Here is a 16,789-nt window from a genome sequence, read left to right as displayed (position 1 = left end):
GCAATGCGCCTTCCGTTTCGGGGATCTTGTCCAGGGAGATGGTTTCGGACGGTTTGAATGGCCGCGTTTTCAGTCCGACGGTTGGATTTAATGACTGGTGCGGATTAAAAATATTTGAAACAGGTCCGTCAAGCGCCAATGCGCGGGGGACGCCGGTTTGCGGAATGGCTGTGTGAAATTATTAGTGTAAACAGGGGAGTGGGTGATTGAATCTCGGGCGGATTAAGGGAGGGTTTCCCATGAGGCCTCATTTAAGTTGGACAGCGATTATTTTAATAGGTATGCTGATTTAAATCAGGTTACGGTCCCCGTCGGGGCCGGGCTTCCGCGCGGACGACGCCGGAACGCGCCAAGCTGGAGAGCTTCTCATGCTTCAGAGCAACGGGCCGCGGTCGGAGAAAGCCTCGCCTTTTTCCGACTCCGAAGGCGGCGTCAACGAAATCATCGCCTTCGCGACCGGGCTGCTGCGTCGGCAATATCGCGTGATCGTCGCCGCCTTCGTCGTGGCGCTGGCGCTGGCGGTCGGCTATCTCGGCGTCACGCCGCCCACCTTTACCGCGCAGACCCAGGTTCTGCTCAAGAACCCGAAAGCGGCCTTCGTGAAGCAGGAATCGCCGCTGGCGGAATCCGCCTTCGACGTGCCCGAGATCGAAACCCATTTGCAGCTGGTGAAGTCGACCGCGGTGGCCATCGCCGTCATCCGGCAGCTCAAGCTGGCGGACGATCCGGATTTCGAAGGGCCGACCGGACTCGGCGACATGATTGGGCGCCTGTCCAGCCGCAGCGCGCCGACCGATGAAGCGGAGCGCGACCGCATCAACGAGGATCCGCCCGAGGGGTTGATCGACGCCTTCCTGTTCCGCCTGCAGGCGCGCCGCCTCGGCATGAGCAATATCATCGAGATCGCCTATAGTTCGCGTTCGCCCGAGCGCGCGGCCGAAGTCGTCAATGCGGCGGCCGCCGCCTACATCAAGGAGCAGATGAACACCAAGTTCGAGGCGAGCCGCAGCGCCACGGCCTGGCTGCAGGACCGGCTGCGCGACCTCGGCGATCAGGCGCGGCGCGAGGAGCAGGCGGTCGACGCCTACAGGATGCGCAACAATATCGTGTCCAGCGGCGGCAAGCCCATCGATGAGCAGCAGCTCGCCGACTTCAACGCGCGCATCGTCGCCGCGCGGGCCCAGGCCTCCGACGCGCTGGCGCGGCTGAACCGCTACGAGGCGCTGCTGCGCGCGGACACGCCGGCCAATCCTTCGGCCGAACTGATCGGCGCGACCGTGTCCGACGCCCTCGCCAGCCCCGTGATCAACACGCTGCGCGTCGAACTGCTGGAGCTGCAACGGCGCGACAGCGAGTGGACGAATCGCTATGGCGAAAATCATCAGGCGGTCAAGGACCTGCGCGCCCGCATGCGCGAATTGCGCAATTCGATCCGCGACGAGGCCCGCCGGCTCGCCGAAACCAGCCGCAACGATTACGAGATCGCGGTGAAGCGGCAGCAGGAGATGGAGAAGCTCTATAAGGCGGCCCTGGCGTCGTCGCGCTCCGCCACATCGGCGGAAGTCGCCTTGCGCGAGCTGGAGAGCCGCGCCAAGAGCTATCGCGCCGTCTATGAAACCTTCCAACAGCGCTATATGGGCGCGGTCCAGCAGGAAACCTTTCCGATCACCGAAGCGCGCGTGATCTATCCGGCGCTGCCGCCGGACAGCAAGAGCAAGCCGAAGAGCAAGATCGTTCTGGCGCTCGGGGCGCTGGGCGGCCTCGCGCTCGGGCTGGGGCTGGGGTTGCTGCGCGACCTGCGCGACAGCGTGTTCCGCACGCCCGGACAGATCGAGGCCGCGCTGCATCTGCCCTGCTTCTCGGTCGTGCCGCTGATGGACGCGCCGCGGCCGGGGGGCGATGCTCGGGTCGAGGCCAATCCGCCGGAGCGCGCCCTGGCGAATGTGCAGACCATCGATTCCACCGTGGTCGGCATGCCCTTGTCGCGCTTCGCCGAGACCATCCGTTCGGCCAAGATCGGGATCGACCTCAACCCGACAAAAACCCCCAACCGGGTGATCGGCGTCACCTCGGCCCTGCCAAACGAGGGCAAGACCACCATCGCCGCGTCGCTGGCCCGGCTGATCGCCCATGGCGGCCGCTCGGTCGTGCTGGTCGATTGCGACCTGCGGCATCCCTCGCTGTCGGCGCAGTTGACGCCGGAGGCGCGCTGCGGCCTGATCGAGGTGATTTACGGCCAGCGGTTCGAGGACGCGCTGTGGCGCGACCCGCGCACCCCCTTCGCCGTGCTGCCGATGGTGCGGCGGCGACCGCTGTTCCACAGCACCGAACTACTGGCGTCGGAGGCGACGGCGAAACTGTTCCAGCGACTGCGCGACTCATTCGACTATGTCATCGTCGATCTTCCGCCGCTAGCGCCGGTGGTCGACGCGCGCGCGACGGCGTCGTTCATCGATTGCCATTTGCTGGTGGTGGAATGGGGGCGCACGAAAATCGAGGTGGTGCGGCGCGCCCTGCACGAAGCGCCCAACATTTACGACAATATGGTCGGCGCCGTGCTCAACAAGACCGACGTCAAGCGGATGTCACATTATGACAGGGTCTGCGCGGATTATTATGACGAGCGATACTTCGCACGCTACACGACCGCCGATGACCGTGGATCGTGAGCAGAACACACCCGGGCCTGTCGCCAATTAAGCTTTGGCTTGACCATAAGGATTGTTGCGTAAGCGCAACATTTTGGGGCGGAATTCAAATTGAGCGGATTATTTGCTGGCCTAATTCTCCCCGCAATGGCAACGTCAAAAAACAATTTTGATAATTGGGGGCTGTTCTGATTTCCTCCTCGCAGAAAACCGCCAGACTCGTCGCCGCCGCCCTGATGGCTTCCTGTTCCGCCTGCACGATGATGCCGGTCAGCGGTCCTCAGTCGATTGATGTCGCCGCCGATCCGCAAAGCGTGCAAGCTAGGGCGCTGCCCTATGCGCTCGTCCCTGTGACGCCGGCCGTGGTGGACGTGCTCGAGCGTCACATTCCCAGACTGTCGGGCGCCTTCATGACCCGCACGCCGCCCAAGGCGTTCCGTTTCGGAAAAGGCGATATTGTCAGCGTCACCATTTTCGAAGCCGCCGCCGGCGGCCTGTTCACGTCCAACGCCGGCGTGCGCGCCGGCAATTTCATCACGGTGCCGAATCAGGCGGTGGATGAAAAAGGCAATATCACCGTGCCCTACGGCGGCGAAATCCGCGCCGCCGGCCGCACGCCGTCCGAGATTCAAACCGACATCACCGAGCGTCTGAAGGCGCGCGCGCTTGAGCCGCAGGTGGTGGTGGCGCTCGCTGAACAGCGCACCGGGCTCTACAGCGTGCTCGGCGATGTGCGCGCCGCCGGTCGTTTTCCCGCCCAGCCGTCCGGCGAGCGCGTGCTCGACGGCATTGCCCGCGCCGGCGGTCCCGGCAGCCAGGGGTACGACCTCTGGGTTGCGCTCGAACGCAACGGACGCCGAGTCAGCGCGCCGTTTGGCGCGCTGATGGACGAGCCGGCCAACAACATTTATCTGCAGCCCAACGACGTCGTTTTTCTTTACAGCCAGCCGCAGACCTTCCTGGCTTTCGGCGCGGCGGGCGGGCAGGGGCAATTCAAGTTCGAGGCCTGGCGCGTGTCGCTGGCGGAGGCGCTGGCGAAACAGGGCGGATTGAACGACTCGCTGGCCGATCCGGCCGCCGTCTTCCTCTATCGCGGCGAGCCGCGCGAGGTCGCCCGCCAGCTCGGGGCGGAGGTCGAGAAATTCGACGGGCCGGTGATTCCCGTCATTTATCAGCTTAATCTGCGCGATCCCTCCGGCTATTTTCTCGCGCAGCGATTCCCGATGCGCAATAAGGACGTGATCTACAGCTCCAACGCGCAGGCGGTCGAGGCCTCCAAGTTCCTGTCCTTCGTGCGCACGGTGCTGGCGACCGTCAACGATCCCGTCATTTACGCCACCAACGGCTATGCGCTGAATGCGGCGGCCCGAGGCGGCGCGACCACGATCATCACCACGCCGACCCCGATCGCGACCACCGGCGCCACGCCCTGACCGGGCGAGGCGGGCCGTCGCCGGACGATAAATTAAATACGCTCTCATTTAATTGATAATTTAAATCTTGTTTTTTTGGCGCCGATTTGATCAAGTGGCCCGTCGCAACTCGGATGGGTGGGGCGCATGAACGCTGTCGATCGAAACATGGCCACGGGGCGCACGGTCGATCCGCTGGCGCCGGCCGTCGAACACGCCGACGCCAGCCGGAAACGCTGGCCGATTCGCTATCAGGCGATCGAGCCCCTGGCTGTTCTGGCGGATATCGCGGCGATCCTTCTCTCCTGCGTGCTGTCGGGCGCGCTGGCGGGCAGTCCCGATCCGGCCAAGGCGGTGGGCGCGGCCATTGTGGTGGCGACGCTGTTCGTGTGCCTGCTGAAAATGCGCGGCCTCTATCGTCCCGTTGAATTGCTCGCCCTGCGCAACCAGGTCCGCGCGGTCGCGTTCGCCTGGGCGCAGGTGTTCGTTCTGCTCGCGGCGGCGGTGGGCGCGCTCGACATGGGCCACGCGGTGTTGCGCAGCGCCAGCCTGCTGGCGCCGACGGGGTTCGGCGCGTTGATCCTCCTGCGCGTTCTGCTCAAGCGCATTCTGGTCAAGGGGCTGAGCGGCCGCAAATTCGCCGGTCGCAAGATCGTCCTGATCACGGACCAGCCCAAGGCGGGCGGCGGCCTGGAGCACAGGCTCGCCACTTTGGGCTTTGTCGTGGCCCGGCGCTTCGCCTTGCCGCCGCCCGGGGCGGGCTTCAGCTTTCGCAAACGCCTGGGCGCTTCGGTGATCGCCTTCGTCAGCGGTTCGGACATCGACGAGATTTTCATCGAAGCCGACATCAGCCGATGGACCGAACTGCGCGCGCTGGCCGGCGATTTGCGGGTGCTGCCGTCGCACGTCAATTTCGCGCCGGTCGGCGCGGCGGCGGAGGTGTTCCGGCACCCCAATCGCGAACTGGGCGGCGATATGTGCGTCGAATTTCAGCGCGGGCCGCAAACGCGTCTGGAGCATGCGGCCAAGCGAACGCTCGACATGGTCGGGGCGGGATTGGCGCTGCTGCTGCTGTCTCCGGTGCTCGCGCTCGCCGCGGCGGCGGTCCGTCTGGAAACGCCGGGGCCGGTGCTGTTCCGGCAAAAACGCTGCGGTTTCAACGGCAAGGGTTTTACGATCCGCAAATTCCGGACCATGCGCGTGCTGGAGGACGGCGCCAATGTCGTCCAGGCGCTGCCGGCGGACAAGCGCGTGACGCGCATCGGCAAATGGCTGCGGCGCACCAGCATCGACGAGTTGCCGCAATTGCTGAACGTGCTCGACGGCAGCATGAGCCTGGTTGGTCCGCGCCCGCACGCGCTGGCGCATGAAAGTCAGTTTGACAAGGTCGTGCGCAATTACGCCAGCCGCCGCCGCGTCAAGCCGGGGCTGACAGGCTGGGCGCAGATCCACGGCTGTCGCGGGCCCACCCCCACGCTGGCCGCGATCGAGCGGCGCGTTGAATATGACCTGTGGTATATCGACAACTGGAGCTTGCGGCTCGATCTGGCGATCCTGCTGCAAACCCCGATCGAAGTGGCGCGCGCGCGCAATGCGTTCTGACGCGTCGTCCGAAAACGGCTTCGCGGGCCTAGCGTCGCGCGGCCTTGGGCGTGTCGGGGCGGGTGGCGGGGCCGTGCGGGTCGGTGATGAGAAACTCGTCCATCTCATGGCCGGCGGCGAGCGCCGCCGCCATCCAGCGTGGTTTCTTGCCGCGTCCGGACCAGGTTTCCGAGGTCGCCGGATTGCGATAGCGCGGCAGCACTTCGGGATAGGCCCGGCGCGGCTTGCCGGCGACGGGCCGCGACGCCACGGACTCGCGGACGGTTTCGCCGCTGCGGTTCAGGATGGCGAGACGTTTTTCGAGTTCGCGCTTCTCCTGCAGGATGCGCGTGGACAGGAGCGTGCTGATTTCTTCGTGGAGCGACCAGAGTTCGTCCACGGACATGGAGGAGAGGTCGAAATTGCCTGCCGCCATCTTTCCCTCGTGGCTTTCCTATTTTTCGTGTTTCTACCTAAAGTGGTTCTTTTGGGTCGTTTAAACAAGCGACGGCTTCACTTTTAACGGCGTCCGCTCGGTTTCGCCATCTTTTTTCGTGGTTTGTTAAATAAAAATATTTTTGCGCCACGCGAAAAAATGGGAGTCAAGAGCGTGCTTGGTTTTAATTATATTGGTGCATTTATTTAAAACCATATTAAAATAGCGTCTTAAAGGTATGATCGCACGCCTTCGGGGCGGGGGTGGTCCAGTCGATCGCGCCGACGGCGATGGCGCGAAATCCACGCAATTCATGCGCGAGAGTCGAATGCGCACTTCCGAGATTGACGAGATGGACTTCGAACAGCTTTGGCGCTTGTACGAAGAGCTTTCCAGAGTGCTGGCGATCAAGATCGTCGCGGAGAAACACGAGCTGGAAAAAAGGCTGGCGCAGCTTGTGGGGCCTGAAATCGGGGTGGCTTTCGCGGAGGAGGCGCCGTCTCATCTCGTGCGCAAATATCCGAAGGTTGCGCCGAAATACCGCAATCCGCTCGCGCCTGAAGAAACCTGGTCGGGGCGGGGAAAGCGGCCGAAATGGCTGGTCAAGGCGCTTGAGGGCGGGGCCAGGCTGGAAACTTTCAAGATTGGTTCCGAGCCTGAAACATAAGGCGCTGATTTCTAGCGGCTTTCGCGCATCTCGTCTTGAAGGAAGCCCCAGACGGGCGACGGGAGATGCGCGAAGCCAAAAGTTCGATGCGACTCGGGGAATCGACGGCGAGGGCCGCGATTAATGGCGGGAGGCGCGCCCCTCCGGCGTCAGCGGCGAAGCGCGCAGGCTGAGATCCCGCGCGAGACGCCCGCGAATCCCCGAAATTTCCCATAACAGAATATTGCAGAGCTTGATCCGCGAGACGAGGTCGGCGGGAGTCGCGTCGGTTTTGCTCGGCTGGCAAAGTTGATCGTTGACATTCTTTATCAACGCCAAGGATTGGCAGAGATAATTAACCAGAGTTTGGCCGGAGTGGTCGGCGTTCTCCATCGAATTCCCCCAGTTGTTCTACACAAACTCGAAGGCTTACGGAGCGTTTTCTCGCCAATGCGCCGGAACGCGACTCGGCGGCCGAATGTTTCCATTTGGCTGAAAAACAGACCGGAAGCCATGCTGAATGGCGCACAACCGGAGGATTGCATATGCTCGCATGGCAAACAAGTCGGCAAAAAATCGGTATTTCCGCTGAAACTACGTAGAATAAAGCGCGCCCTTTCCACGGGGAAAGCGCGAAATAAGCTTGGCAAATTAGAGGGAACCTCAAGGTCATGTCTGCGATGAGTTCGAGCTTTGGCAGCAAAGCCCCCAGGAAAATATTAGCTTAATGGCGGTGCGCATCGCGGAACCTTGCGTAAGGTTGTGGACGCGCCGAGCCTTGTTGCCGCCCGAATGTTCGGCGAATAGACTCGGCCTGAAATTGTCGAGGCTCCGCATGAGATTCGCCGCGCCGCTTGCTCTGCTCGTCCTGACCGCGCCCGCCCAGGCGCAGGACGCGCCGCCTTTCTTCGCTAATGACGGGTCGCTGTCGCTCAAGTCTCCCTGGACTCAGCGCGACGACGACGCGGCGCGTCCGTGGGAGGGACTCACCATGGGCACGGAGGTCTTCGCCGGTTCGGGCGGCCGGCATGGCCGCGGCGGCTTCGGCGGCGACCTGCACATCGGCTATCTCAAGGAGCTCGACAATAATGTCGTAGTCGGCGTCGGCGCCGCGATCGGCTACACGCCCTCGTTCAGCCGGTTCGGGCCAAAAGGCTATAATTTCGGCATGGCGGATTTGAAGGTCGGCTATGACATGGGCCGCTTCATGCCCTATGTCACCGTCGGCGTCGGCACGCTCAGCGCCGCGACCAACGGGCGCGGCTGGCAGGGGCTCGACAGCGCCGGCAATACGTTCGGGCTGGGCGGCCATTCGGCCACCGTCACCAAGGTTGGCGCCGGCTTCAATTACGAAGTCAACGAGCACCTGCGCATTGGCGCGGAATTCAACGCCGTGCAGGTTCACGGCGCTACATTCGGGCCGCCGCTGGTTCCGCAGCCGGGCGCGCTGCCGTAAGCCGGCGCGACGCGACGAGGCGCCGCCGCGAGGCCGCGACGGCGCTTCAAGAGATGTTGCTTATTCGGCCTCGGCGCGCGCGACTTCCTGCGCGATCGAGAAGGCGCTGGTCAGCGAGTAGCCGATCTTGGCGTCGGGCTTGTTGAGCGGGCGGACCTGCACCATGTGGGCGCCGGCGAGTTCGTCGCCGTATTGGTAGATCAGCGCGACCTTGGTTCCCGCCGGCATCTGCGCGCAATGCACGCGCGAGGCTTCGGCGCGGACGGGATCGTTGAGCCGGTTGAGCTGGTAGTTCAGGATCAGGGTCCGGGTCGGGCAGAGCAGGGCCGGCTCGGAACCGACAATGGCATGCTTGAATTGCGAACCCGCCAAGGCGGGAAGGGCTGCGAGAGCGAGCATGGTCGTAAGGATGACGCGGCGCATGGGCTTCTCCATCGGTTAGACTTTTGTCTAAAGAAAACCGGGAGATATGACCTGCGAAATTTAGGCAAAGCAGACATGCGCGGAAAACAGCGGCGTTTCGCCGCACCGCACAAAATGTCGCGCGACAATTCGTAAGGATCTTTGCGGCGGCGTCAATAGCTATTTTCCTCGCGCCCGATCATGCTCAGCGAAGTCTTAAGTCGCGCTTCCTTCCTTTTTGCGCCGCGCTTATAAGCGCGCCATGAACGCTCAATCCCGCCCGATCGACATTTCCGCCTTGGCCGAAAACCTGCGTGGCGGCGACCGCGCCGCGCTGGCGCGCGCCATCACTTTGGTCGAAAGCGTCCGGCCCGACCACCAGGTCGCCGCGCGACAACTGGTGCAAGCGCTGCTGCCGCATACGGGCAGGGCGATGCGCGTCGGCGTCACCGGCGTGCCCGGCGTGGGCAAGTCCACCACCATCGACACGCTCGGCCACAATTTGGTGCAGGCCGGTCACAAGGTGGCGGTTTTGGCGGTCGATCCGTCCTCGACCCGCACTGGCGGTTCGATTCTCGGCGACAAGACCCGCATGGCGAAGCTGTCGCCGGAGCGCAACGCGTTTATCCGGCCCTCGCCCTCGTCCGGCACGCTCGGCGGCGTCGCGGCCAAGACCCGCGAGACCATGCTGCTGTGCGAGGCGGCGGGGTTCGACGTGGTGATCGTGGAGACCGTGGGCATCGGCCAGTCAGAGACGACGGTGGCCGACATGACCGATTTTTTCCTGGTGCTGATGCTGCCCGGCGCCGGCGACGAGCTGCAGGGAATCAAGAAGGGCGTTCTGGAGATCGCCGACATGATCGCCGTCAACAAGTCGGAAGGCGAGGGGCGCAACCGGGCGGTTGCGGCGGCGGGCGAATATCGCGCGGCGCTGCACATCATGCAGCCGGCGTCGCACAACTGGTCGCCGCCGGTGGTGCTGGTTTCCGGCCTCGACAATATCGGTCTCAATGAGATGTGGGGGCAGGTGGTCGAGCACCGCCGCCGCTTCGAGGCCTCGGGCGAATTCGCGCAAAAGCGCCGCGCGCAACAGGTGAAATGGATGTGGACCATGCTGGAGGACCGCATTTACGGCCGGCTGCGCCGCGACCCGCAGGTGAAGGCGCGGCTGCCCGAACTGGAGCGGCGCGTCGCCGAGGGCGCGCTGTCGCCCACGCTCGCCGTCGAGGACCTGGCGGCCCTGCTGGGGATATGAGCCGCGCGCTGCTGGTCGCGGGCTTCGGCGCCTTTCCCGGCCAGCGGATCAATCCGGCGCAACAGGCGGTCGCCGCTTTGGCGCGGCGTCGCGCCGCCTTCGCGCTGTCCGACATTGCGCTGCATTGCGCCATCCTGCCGTCCGAGCACGCGGAATTGTCGCCCCGGCTGTCGCGTCTGTTCGCGGAGACCGCGCCGGATGCGGTGCTGCTGCTGGGCGTGGCGGCGCGGCGCCGCGCGCTTTGCGTCGAGACGCGGGCGCGCAATCGCGTCACCTTGCTGCGCCCGGACGCCGCGCGGCAAATCCCCTGGAGCCGCGCCATCGTTCATGGCGCGCCGGATGATTTCGTGACCCCGGCGCCGGCGGCGCTGCTGGCGGCCAAGGCCCGCGCCTGCGGCGTCGCGACGCAGGTTTCGCGCGACGCCGGGGCCTATCTCTGCAACGAGGCCTATTATCTTTCGCTGTTGATGGATCGCCGCGCCGTTTTCCTGCATCTGCCGGACTGGCGCGGCGCGGCGCTGACGGCGGCGTCGCCCGCGCTCGAAAGCGTGGCCAAGGCGCTCGTCTTGGCGTAATTTCGAGTCGAAACGGGGGCGGGACATGGATGGCAATCTGGCGCTGACCATCGCAGCTGTCGAGATCGTTTGGCTCGACCTGATGTTGGCGGGCGACGGCGCGACCGATCTCGCCGTGGCGACCCGCGCCCTGCCGCACTCGCGTCGTCTCGCCGTCAATCTTGGCGGCGTGCTGCTGATGCTTTCGCGCGCGGCGTTTCTGCTGGCCGCGCTGGCCTGCGCGCCTCTGCCGGGATACGGGCTGTTTTGCGCGGCGGCGCTGGTTTTCGCGGCCTGGCTGTCCGCCCGGCGCGGCGAGGCGCCTCCATCGGGCGTGACGCGGCCGCGCGCCCTGCCGGGCCTGTTGCTGGCGGTGGCGGCGCGCGATGCGCCGGCGGCCTTCGTCAATATGCTGGCGGCGCAGGCGGCGGCGCAGGGGCATCGCCCGCTGGCGGCGCTGGGCTTCGCGCTGGCGCTGCCGATGATCGCCCTGGGCGCCGCGCCCTTTGTCGGCCTGCTGCGTCAGCCGCCGTTGATCTGGGCCGGCGCGGCCTTGCTGGGCTGGCTGGCCGGGCGGTCCGCATCCGCCGACGCGCTGCTGGCGGTCTCGCCCATGCCGGCGGATTTGCTGGGCGATTTCGCGCCCCCGCTCGGCGCCGCGTTGGCGCTGCTGATTGTCTTTCTTTATCTTCGTCGTCACAATTTCAAGCGTTTGCCGGAAGAAGAACCCTAGGAGTCCGCCATGTCGCGCCTGCGCAAAATCGTTTTCGGATCAGCTATTCTGGCTTTGGCCGCCGCTCCGGCGGTCGCGGCCGGCGAGACCGCCGGCGCCGGTCAGGGGGCAAGCGCGATTCAGATTTCCGCCGCCTGGACCCGCGCCACGGTGCGCGGCGCCAGCGTCGGCGCCGGCTATCTGACCATCGATAACCAGGGCGGCGCCGCCGACACTTTTATCAGCGCCGCGTCCGACCGGGCCGAGCGCGTCGAGTTGCATCAGTCCCGCGAGGAAGGCGGCGTCATGATCATGCGCGCCGTTCCCAAGGGCGTCGAGATCAAGCCCGGCAAGCAATTGGTCCTCAAGCCCGGCGGCTACCATTTGATGCTCGTTGGCCTGAAATCGGCGTTTCTGCCCGGCGAAACCGTGCATGTGACGCTGCATTTCGCCAAGGCGGGCGATGTCGGCGCCGATTTGCAGGTCGAAGGTTTTGGCGCGCAGGGGCCGGACCCGTCGAAGCCGGCCGCGCGATAGCGGTCGAATCCGCCGCGCCGCGAGCAGGAGGGCCCTTTACGATCCGTTAACGATTTGCGCCTTACAACCCATGCGTTACGCGCGTAATTATTTCAACCTAACGTCATGGGTCGGGCATGTTTAAAACCTGTATGATTGACAGCGTTATCGGATCGCGTCTCAGCATCCGGCGCATCGCGGCCGGCTTGGACAAGGCGGCGCTGGCCGATCGGATCGGCGCGACGGAGCAGCGGCTCGCCGCATTCGAGGCGGGGGAGGCGCGGATCGACCCGCGGTCGATGCTGACCCTTTGCCGCGTGCTGGACGTGCAGGTCGGCTATTTCTTCGAACCCTGGACCGGCGCGATGGAGCCGGCCGAACCCGTTCGCCTGCTCGCCGCCGAGTGAGGGCGCCGCGCGGCGGCGCCGTCCCGCGCCGGCGGGAATTGGCGTGAACGCTTAAACTGCGCGAGGCGCAGGGTCTGACAGCGGCTTGACAGGCGACGCGCGACATAACCGGGCCACGAGTTTTTCGTTGACCGGAGTCGTCATGACATACGCGCACGCATCCACGCGCAGCTGGCTTTCCGCCGTCCTGATCGGCTTGCCAGGGTGCGGCGGCGCCGTGGCGGCGCAGACGGTCGGGACGGAATTGCGCGTCCCGCCCGAGCAAATGGAGCAGTTCGACGCCCGCCCCGAGGAAATTCACCTGGCGTCCCGGAGCATTGTCGCGTCGCTGCCGGCGACGATCGTTTCGCCGATCAACGCCCGCGTCGCGGTCGCCGCGCCCTTCGCCGGCACGGTGGTGAAACTGCATGTGCTGCCCGGACAGGCCGTTCGCCAGGGCGACCCGCTCGTCACCCTGGCGAGCCGCGACTTGTCGGAGACCTTGGTGCGGCTGAGACAGGCCGAGGCCGATCTCCAGGCGGCGGAGGTGTTGGCGCAGCGCCAGCGCGAATTGTTCCACAAGGATCTCGTGATGGCCAACCGGGTGGCCGAAGCCGAAGCGCAGGTCGAGAAAGTCCGCGCCCTGGCCGAGGAAACCCGGCGCCTGCTGACGATGGGGGCGATCCGGCGCAATCCGGACGGCGGGTACAGCCTTACCGCCCCGAAGGACGGCCGCGTGGTCGAGGTCCGCCCGACGCCCGGCGCGGCGTTGCAGGCGATGGAGGCGGCGGTGCTTGTCGACACCGGCGATCAGGTCTGGGTGCAGGCGCAATTGCCCGGCCCGATGGCCGAGAAGGTCGCGGTCGGCGACCGGGTCGAACTGCCCAATGGCGATTCCGGGCGGGTGATTTCCGTCGGCATCTCGCTTGATCCGGTCACGCGCTCGACCACCTTGCTGGCCGAAATTCCCTCGTCCCGCGACCACATGACCGGGCAGGCGACGACCATCGCGGTCGTCCGCCCGGCGACGGCCGGGGAGTTCGAGATTTCGGCCGAAGCCATCTCCTGGATCGGCCAGAGTCCGCATGTTTTCGTGCGAACGGGCGACGGGTTCCTGCCGGTGCGCATCGCCGTCAAGGGTCGGGCCGCCGATGTCGCCACGGTGCAATCCGAAAGCCTGAAGCCCGGCCAGAAGCTCGCCACCCACGGCCTGTCGCAACTGGAAAACCTGATGTCCGGGAGCGACTATGCTATGCCGGCTCATTGAATTCTCGCTGTCGCAACGGCTGTTCGCGCTGCTGGCCGCCGCGCTGTTGGCCGCGGCCGGCGCCGCCGCGTTCCTGCGCATTCCGATCGACGCCTTTCCCAATATCGCGCAGGCGCAGGTCAAAATCATTCTGAAGGCGCCGGGCATGACGCCGGCGGAGGTCGAGAGCCGGGTGGTCGCGCCGCTCGAAATGGAGCTGCTCGGCATTCCGAACAAGACCGTGCTGCGCGCCTCGGCGAAATATGCGCTGGCCGATCTCACCGTGGATTTTGAGGACGGAACCGACATTTACTGGGCGCGCCAGCAGGTGGCGGAGCGGCTGGCCTCCGCGCGCGCCGATCTGCCCGCCAATGTGACGGGCGGCCTCGCGCCGATCTCGACGCCGCTGTCGGACGTGTTCATGTTCACCGTCGAGGGCGAGGGCGTCTCGCTGGAGGCGCGCCGCACCCTGCTGGACTGGACCATCCGTCCGGCTTTGCGCGCCATTCCCGGCGTCGCCGACGTCAACACGCTCGGCGGCTTCGTGCGCGCCTTCGAGGTCGCCCCGGACGCGCGCCTGCTCGCCGCCGCCGGCCTCAGCGTCTCCGATCTCGTCGCCGCCATTTCCGCCAACAACCGCAATGACGGGGCGGGCCGGTTGAGCGATGGCGAAAAGGCGCTGGTGGTGCGCGCGGAAGGCGCGATCCAGACGCCGCGCGATCTCGAACAGATCGTGCTGAAAATGGACAAGGGCCGCGTGCTGCGCATCGCCGACGTCGCGACGGTGGGCGTCGGCTCCCTGACGCGCTATGGCGCGGTGACGCGCGACGGCGAGGAGACGGCGCAGGGCCTGGTGATCGCGCTGCGCGGCGCCGACGCCAGCGCCGTCGTCAAGGCGGTGCGCGACCGGCTGGACCAACTGAAATCGAGCTTTCCGCCGGGCGTCTCGGTCAGCGTGTTCTACGATCGCGCCGACCTGATCGGGGGCGCCGTCGGCACGGTGAAGAAGGCGCTGATCGAGGCGACGATTCTCGTCGTGCTGCTGCTGCTGCTGTTCCTCGGCGATCTCCGTGCGGCCGTCGTCGTCGCCGTCACCCTGCCGATGGCGGCGCTGACGACGTTTCTGGCGATGTCGGCCTTCGGCATGTCGGCCAATCTGATGAGCCTGGGCGGTCTCGCCATCGCCATTGGCCTGATCGTCGACGCCGCCGTCGTCGTGGTCGAGAACAATGTCGAACGCCTCGGTTCCGGCAAGGGGGCGACGCCGCGGCTGCATCTGATTTATCAATCGGCGGCGGAGGTGGCGACGCCGGTCGCCTCGGGCATTTTCATCATCTGCCTCGTCTTCCTGCCGCTGCTGTCGCTGCAAGGCCTCGAAGGCAAGATGTTCGCGCCGGTGGCGCTCGCCATCGTGTTCGCGCTGGGCGGCTCGCTGGCCCTGTCGCTGACGCTGATTCCCGTGCTGTCCTCGCTGCTGCTGAAAAGCGCCGGCCATCGCGAACCCTGGCTGATGCGCCTGCTCACGCCGGCCTACCGCCGCGCGCTCGGCTTTTCCCTCAAACGTCCGCAGCCGGTGATGCTGGCGGCGGGCGCCGGATTGCTGGCGGCGGCTTGCGCCTATGTCTCGGTCGGCAAGACTTTTATGCCGACCATGGACGAGGGCTCGATCATCATGCAGACGACCAAGCTGCCGTCGATCAATCTCGCGCATAGCGCGGAACTGGACCGCGCCATCCAGACGGCGCTGCGGGCGAAAATTCCCGAGGTCGAGCGCATCATCACCCGCGCCGGCGCCGACGAACTCGGGCTCGATCCGATGGGGCTGAACGAGGCCGACAATTTTCTGGTGCTGAAGCCCAAGGACCAGTGGCGCGTGCGCGACAAGGATTGGCTGCTCGATCAGTTGCGCGCGGCGATGGCCGGCTTCCCCGGCGTCGAATTCGCCTTCACGCAGCCCATCGAAATGCGCACGTCGGAAATGCTCACGGGATCGCGCGGCGATCTGGCGATCAAGATTTTCGGCCCCGACCTCGCCACCCTGTCCGACCTCGCCGGCCGCATCAAGGCGACGCTGTCGCAGGTGCGGGGCGCCGCCGAAGTGGCGACGCCGGCCGCCGGCGCCGTGGACTATCTGCAGATCAAGCTCGACACGCTGGCGCTTGGCCGCGCCGGCCTGTCGGTGAGCCGCGTGCAGGACGAATTGCGCGCGCTGCTCGAAGGCGCGCCGGCCGGGATCGTGCTCGAAGGCGACCGCCGCACGCCGGTGCTGGTGCGCGGCCCGCTGGAGGTGCGGGAATCGCCAGAACTTTTCGCGCAGATGCAGATCGCGGCCGGCGACGGCGGGCTGGCGCGCGCCGGCGATGTCGCGCAGCTCACGCGCGCCGCCGGCGCGGTGAAGATCGACCGCGAGGACGGCTCCCGCTTCAGCCTCGTGCAGGCCTATGTCAGCGGCCGCGATCTCGTCGGCTTCGTCGAGGACGCCAAGCAGGCGGTGGCGGCGCGCGTCCCGCTGCCGCCCGGCTACCGCCTCGTCTGGGGCGGCCAGTTCGAAAACCAGCAGCGCGCGGCGGCGCGGCTGGCGCTGGTCATTCCCATCGCGCTCGGGCTGATCTTCATCGTGTTGTTCGCGACGCTCGGCTCGGTGAAACATGCGCTGCTGGTGCTCGCCAACGTGCCGTTCGCGCTGGTCGGCGGCATGATCGCGCTGTGGATCTCCGGCGAATATCTTTCGGTGCCGGCCTCCGTCGGCTTCATCGCCTTGCTCGGCGTCGCCGTGCTCAACGGCCTCGTGCTGGTGAGCCGCTTCAACCAGCTGCTGGCGCTGGGCGCCTCGCTGGAGGTCGCCGTGTTCGACGGCGCCGTGCGACGGCTGCGTCCGGTGCTGATGACGGCGAGCATCGCGGCGCTGGGCCTCGTGCCGCTGCTGTTCGCGGACGGGCCGGGTTCCGAGATCCAGAAGCCGCTCGCCGTCGTGGTGATCGGCGGCCTGATCACCTCCACTTTGCTCACCCTCGCGCTGTTGCCGATCACGTTCCGGCGATTCGGCGGCGCGCCGGCCAAGCTGCGCAACCGGGACGCCCAATGGATCGAGACCTCTGCAAACTGACCCTGGTTTATCCCGTCGCAGCCGAGGACCGGGTGATCGAATTTCTGCTCGACGCGGAGCCGCCGACGCCCGGCTTCGTCAGCTGGCGCGCCGAGGGCCATGGCGGCGGTTTTGAGGAGAGTTCGCCGCGCGAACAAGTGCGCGGCCGGATCGAACGCGCCATTCTGATGATGGTGATCGACCGCGCGCGGCTTGAGGGCCTGCTCGCCGATCTGCGGCGCGATTGCGCCATTCCGCACCTTGTGTACTGGACCGAGCCGGTGGAGCGCTTCGGTCTGCACAAGTGAGCCGCGCGGCGCCGCGCCGAGACTGAAATTATTGCATTTGACAGTTTTTCGACAGGTGGCGCGACGTACCACATTCCAGCGGCGCATGGCGCGCCGACGGAAAAACACACGATGCATAAGTTGCTGCTCCTTTCGTCCCTGGCCAT

At 65.9% G+C, this 16,789-nt stretch carries 16 protein-coding genes; 13 read left to right on the top strand and 3 right to left on the bottom strand.

The window, feature by feature from the left end:
• Nucleotides 1–368: 368 nt before the first annotated feature.
• The 3 genes from CFB24_RS04530 to CFB24_RS04520 all read left to right on the top strand — a co-directional run bounded on the left by CFB24_RS04530 (nucleotide 369) and on the right by CFB24_RS04520 (nucleotide 5,662).
• Nucleotides 369–2,669 carry a Wzz/FepE/Etk N-terminal domain-containing protein gene (locus CFB24_RS04530; RefSeq protein WP_088519331.1) on the top strand — a complete coding sequence of 767 codons (2,301 nt, stop codon included), beginning with the start codon at nucleotides 369–371 and terminating at the stop codon, nucleotides 2,667–2,669.
• Between the two features lie 155 nt (nucleotides 2,670–2,824).
• Complete coding sequence (locus tag CFB24_RS04525; RefSeq protein ID WP_244593172.1) at nucleotides 2,825–4,081, top strand: polysaccharide biosynthesis/export family protein; 1,257 nt, start codon at nucleotides 2,825–2,827, stop codon at nucleotides 4,079–4,081.
• A 126-nt stretch (nucleotides 4,082–4,207) separates the two neighbouring features.
• Nucleotides 4,208–5,662, top strand: coding sequence for an exopolysaccharide biosynthesis polyprenyl glycosylphosphotransferase (locus CFB24_RS04520; RefSeq protein ID WP_088519534.1), 1,455 nt, complete (start codon nucleotides 4,208–4,210; stop codon nucleotides 5,660–5,662).
• Between the two features lie 28 nt (nucleotides 5,663–5,690).
• On the opposite strand, the gene CFB24_RS04515 is transcribed toward CFB24_RS04520, so the two are convergent.
• Entirely contained in the window at nucleotides 5,691–6,077 is a 387-nt protein-coding gene (locus tag CFB24_RS04515) for an H-NS histone family protein (RefSeq protein WP_088519330.1), read from the bottom strand.
• 328 nt (nucleotides 6,078–6,405) lie between these two features.
• Between CFB24_RS04515 and CFB24_RS04510 the strand changes: the two genes are divergently transcribed.
• Nucleotides 6,406–6,744 carry an H-NS histone family protein gene (locus CFB24_RS04510; protein ID WP_088519329.1) on the top strand — a complete coding sequence of 113 codons (339 nt, stop codon included), beginning with the start codon at nucleotides 6,406–6,408 and terminating at the stop codon, nucleotides 6,742–6,744.
• Nucleotides 6,745–6,864: 120 nt separating this feature from the next.
• Here the strand turns inward: CFB24_RS04510 and CFB24_RS04505 are convergent, their stop codons facing one another.
• Complete coding sequence (locus tag CFB24_RS04505) at nucleotides 6,865–7,116, bottom strand: hypothetical protein (RefSeq protein ID WP_088519328.1); 252 nt, start codon at nucleotides 7,114–7,116, stop codon at nucleotides 6,865–6,867.
• A 442-nt stretch (nucleotides 7,117–7,558) separates the two neighbouring features.
• Here CFB24_RS04505 and CFB24_RS04500 point away from each other — a divergent pair, with 442 nt between their 5' ends.
• Nucleotides 7,559–8,179 carry an outer membrane protein gene (locus tag CFB24_RS04500; RefSeq protein ID WP_158255197.1) on the top strand — a complete coding sequence of 207 codons (621 nt, stop codon included), beginning with the start codon at nucleotides 7,559–7,561 and terminating at the stop codon, nucleotides 8,177–8,179.
• 60 nt (nucleotides 8,180–8,239) lie between these two features.
• Here CFB24_RS04500 and CFB24_RS04495 read toward each other — a convergent pair whose 3' ends face one another.
• Nucleotides 8,240–8,602, bottom strand: coding sequence for a hypothetical protein (locus CFB24_RS04495; protein WP_141098349.1), 363 nt, complete (start codon nucleotides 8,600–8,602; stop codon nucleotides 8,240–8,242).
• Nucleotides 8,603–8,843: 241 nt separating this feature from the next.
• Here CFB24_RS04495 and meaB point away from each other — a divergent pair, with 241 nt between their 5' ends.
• The 8 genes from meaB (at nucleotide 8,844) to CFB24_RS04455 (ending at nucleotide 16,643) form a co-directional block, all read left to right on the top strand.
• Nucleotides 8,844–9,836 (top strand): methylmalonyl Co-A mutase-associated GTPase MeaB, encoded by a 993-nt coding sequence (gene meaB / locus CFB24_RS04490; RefSeq protein WP_088519533.1) that lies wholly within the window; start codon nucleotides 8,844–8,846, stop codon nucleotides 9,834–9,836.
• Complete coding sequence (locus CFB24_RS04485; protein WP_088519325.1) at nucleotides 9,833–10,411, top strand: pyroglutamyl-peptidase I family protein; 579 nt, start codon at nucleotides 9,833–9,835, stop codon at nucleotides 10,409–10,411. Before meaB ends, CFB24_RS04485 begins: the two co-directional genes overlap by 4 nt.
• A gap of 25 nt (nucleotides 10,412–10,436) precedes the next feature.
• Entirely contained in the window at nucleotides 10,437–11,123 is a 687-nt protein-coding gene (locus CFB24_RS04480) for a TerC family protein (RefSeq protein WP_088519324.1), read from the top strand.
• 9 nt (nucleotides 11,124–11,132) lie between these two features.
• Nucleotides 11,133–11,639 carry a copper chaperone PCu(A)C gene (locus CFB24_RS04475; protein ID WP_088519323.1) on the top strand — a complete coding sequence of 169 codons (507 nt, stop codon included), beginning with the start codon at nucleotides 11,133–11,135 and terminating at the stop codon, nucleotides 11,637–11,639.
• A gap of 131 nt (nucleotides 11,640–11,770) precedes the next feature.
• Nucleotides 11,771–12,025 carry a helix-turn-helix domain-containing protein gene (locus CFB24_RS04470; protein ID WP_158255196.1) on the top strand — a complete coding sequence of 85 codons (255 nt, stop codon included), beginning with the start codon at nucleotides 11,771–11,773 and terminating at the stop codon, nucleotides 12,023–12,025.
• Between the two features lie 142 nt (nucleotides 12,026–12,167).
• Nucleotides 12,168–13,271 (top strand): efflux RND transporter periplasmic adaptor subunit, encoded by a 1,104-nt coding sequence (locus CFB24_RS04465; protein ID WP_088519321.1) that lies wholly within the window; start codon nucleotides 12,168–12,170, stop codon nucleotides 13,269–13,271.
• The gene (locus CFB24_RS04460) at nucleotides 13,252–16,356 is read left to right on the top strand and encodes an efflux RND transporter permease subunit (protein WP_088519320.1); all 3,105 of its coding nucleotides are present in this window, start codon (nucleotides 13,252–13,254) and stop codon (nucleotides 16,354–16,356) included. The genes CFB24_RS04465 and CFB24_RS04460 overlap by 20 nt, the downstream gene beginning before the upstream one ends.
• Complete coding sequence (locus tag CFB24_RS04455; protein ID WP_088519319.1) at nucleotides 16,332–16,643, top strand: DUF3240 family protein; 312 nt, start codon at nucleotides 16,332–16,334, stop codon at nucleotides 16,641–16,643. The genes CFB24_RS04460 and CFB24_RS04455 overlap by 25 nt, the downstream gene beginning before the upstream one ends.
• Nucleotides 16,644–16,789: the final 146 nt, after the last annotated feature.

Source organism: Rhodoblastus acidophilus (genome assembly GCF_900187365.1).
In the GTDB taxonomy this organism is placed as follows: Bacteria; Pseudomonadota; Alphaproteobacteria; order Rhizobiales; family Beijerinckiaceae; genus Rhodoblastus; species Rhodoblastus acidophilus.
The sequence above is the reverse complement of the archived record's forward strand: the minus strand, read 5'-3'. Positions and strand labels throughout refer to the sequence as shown.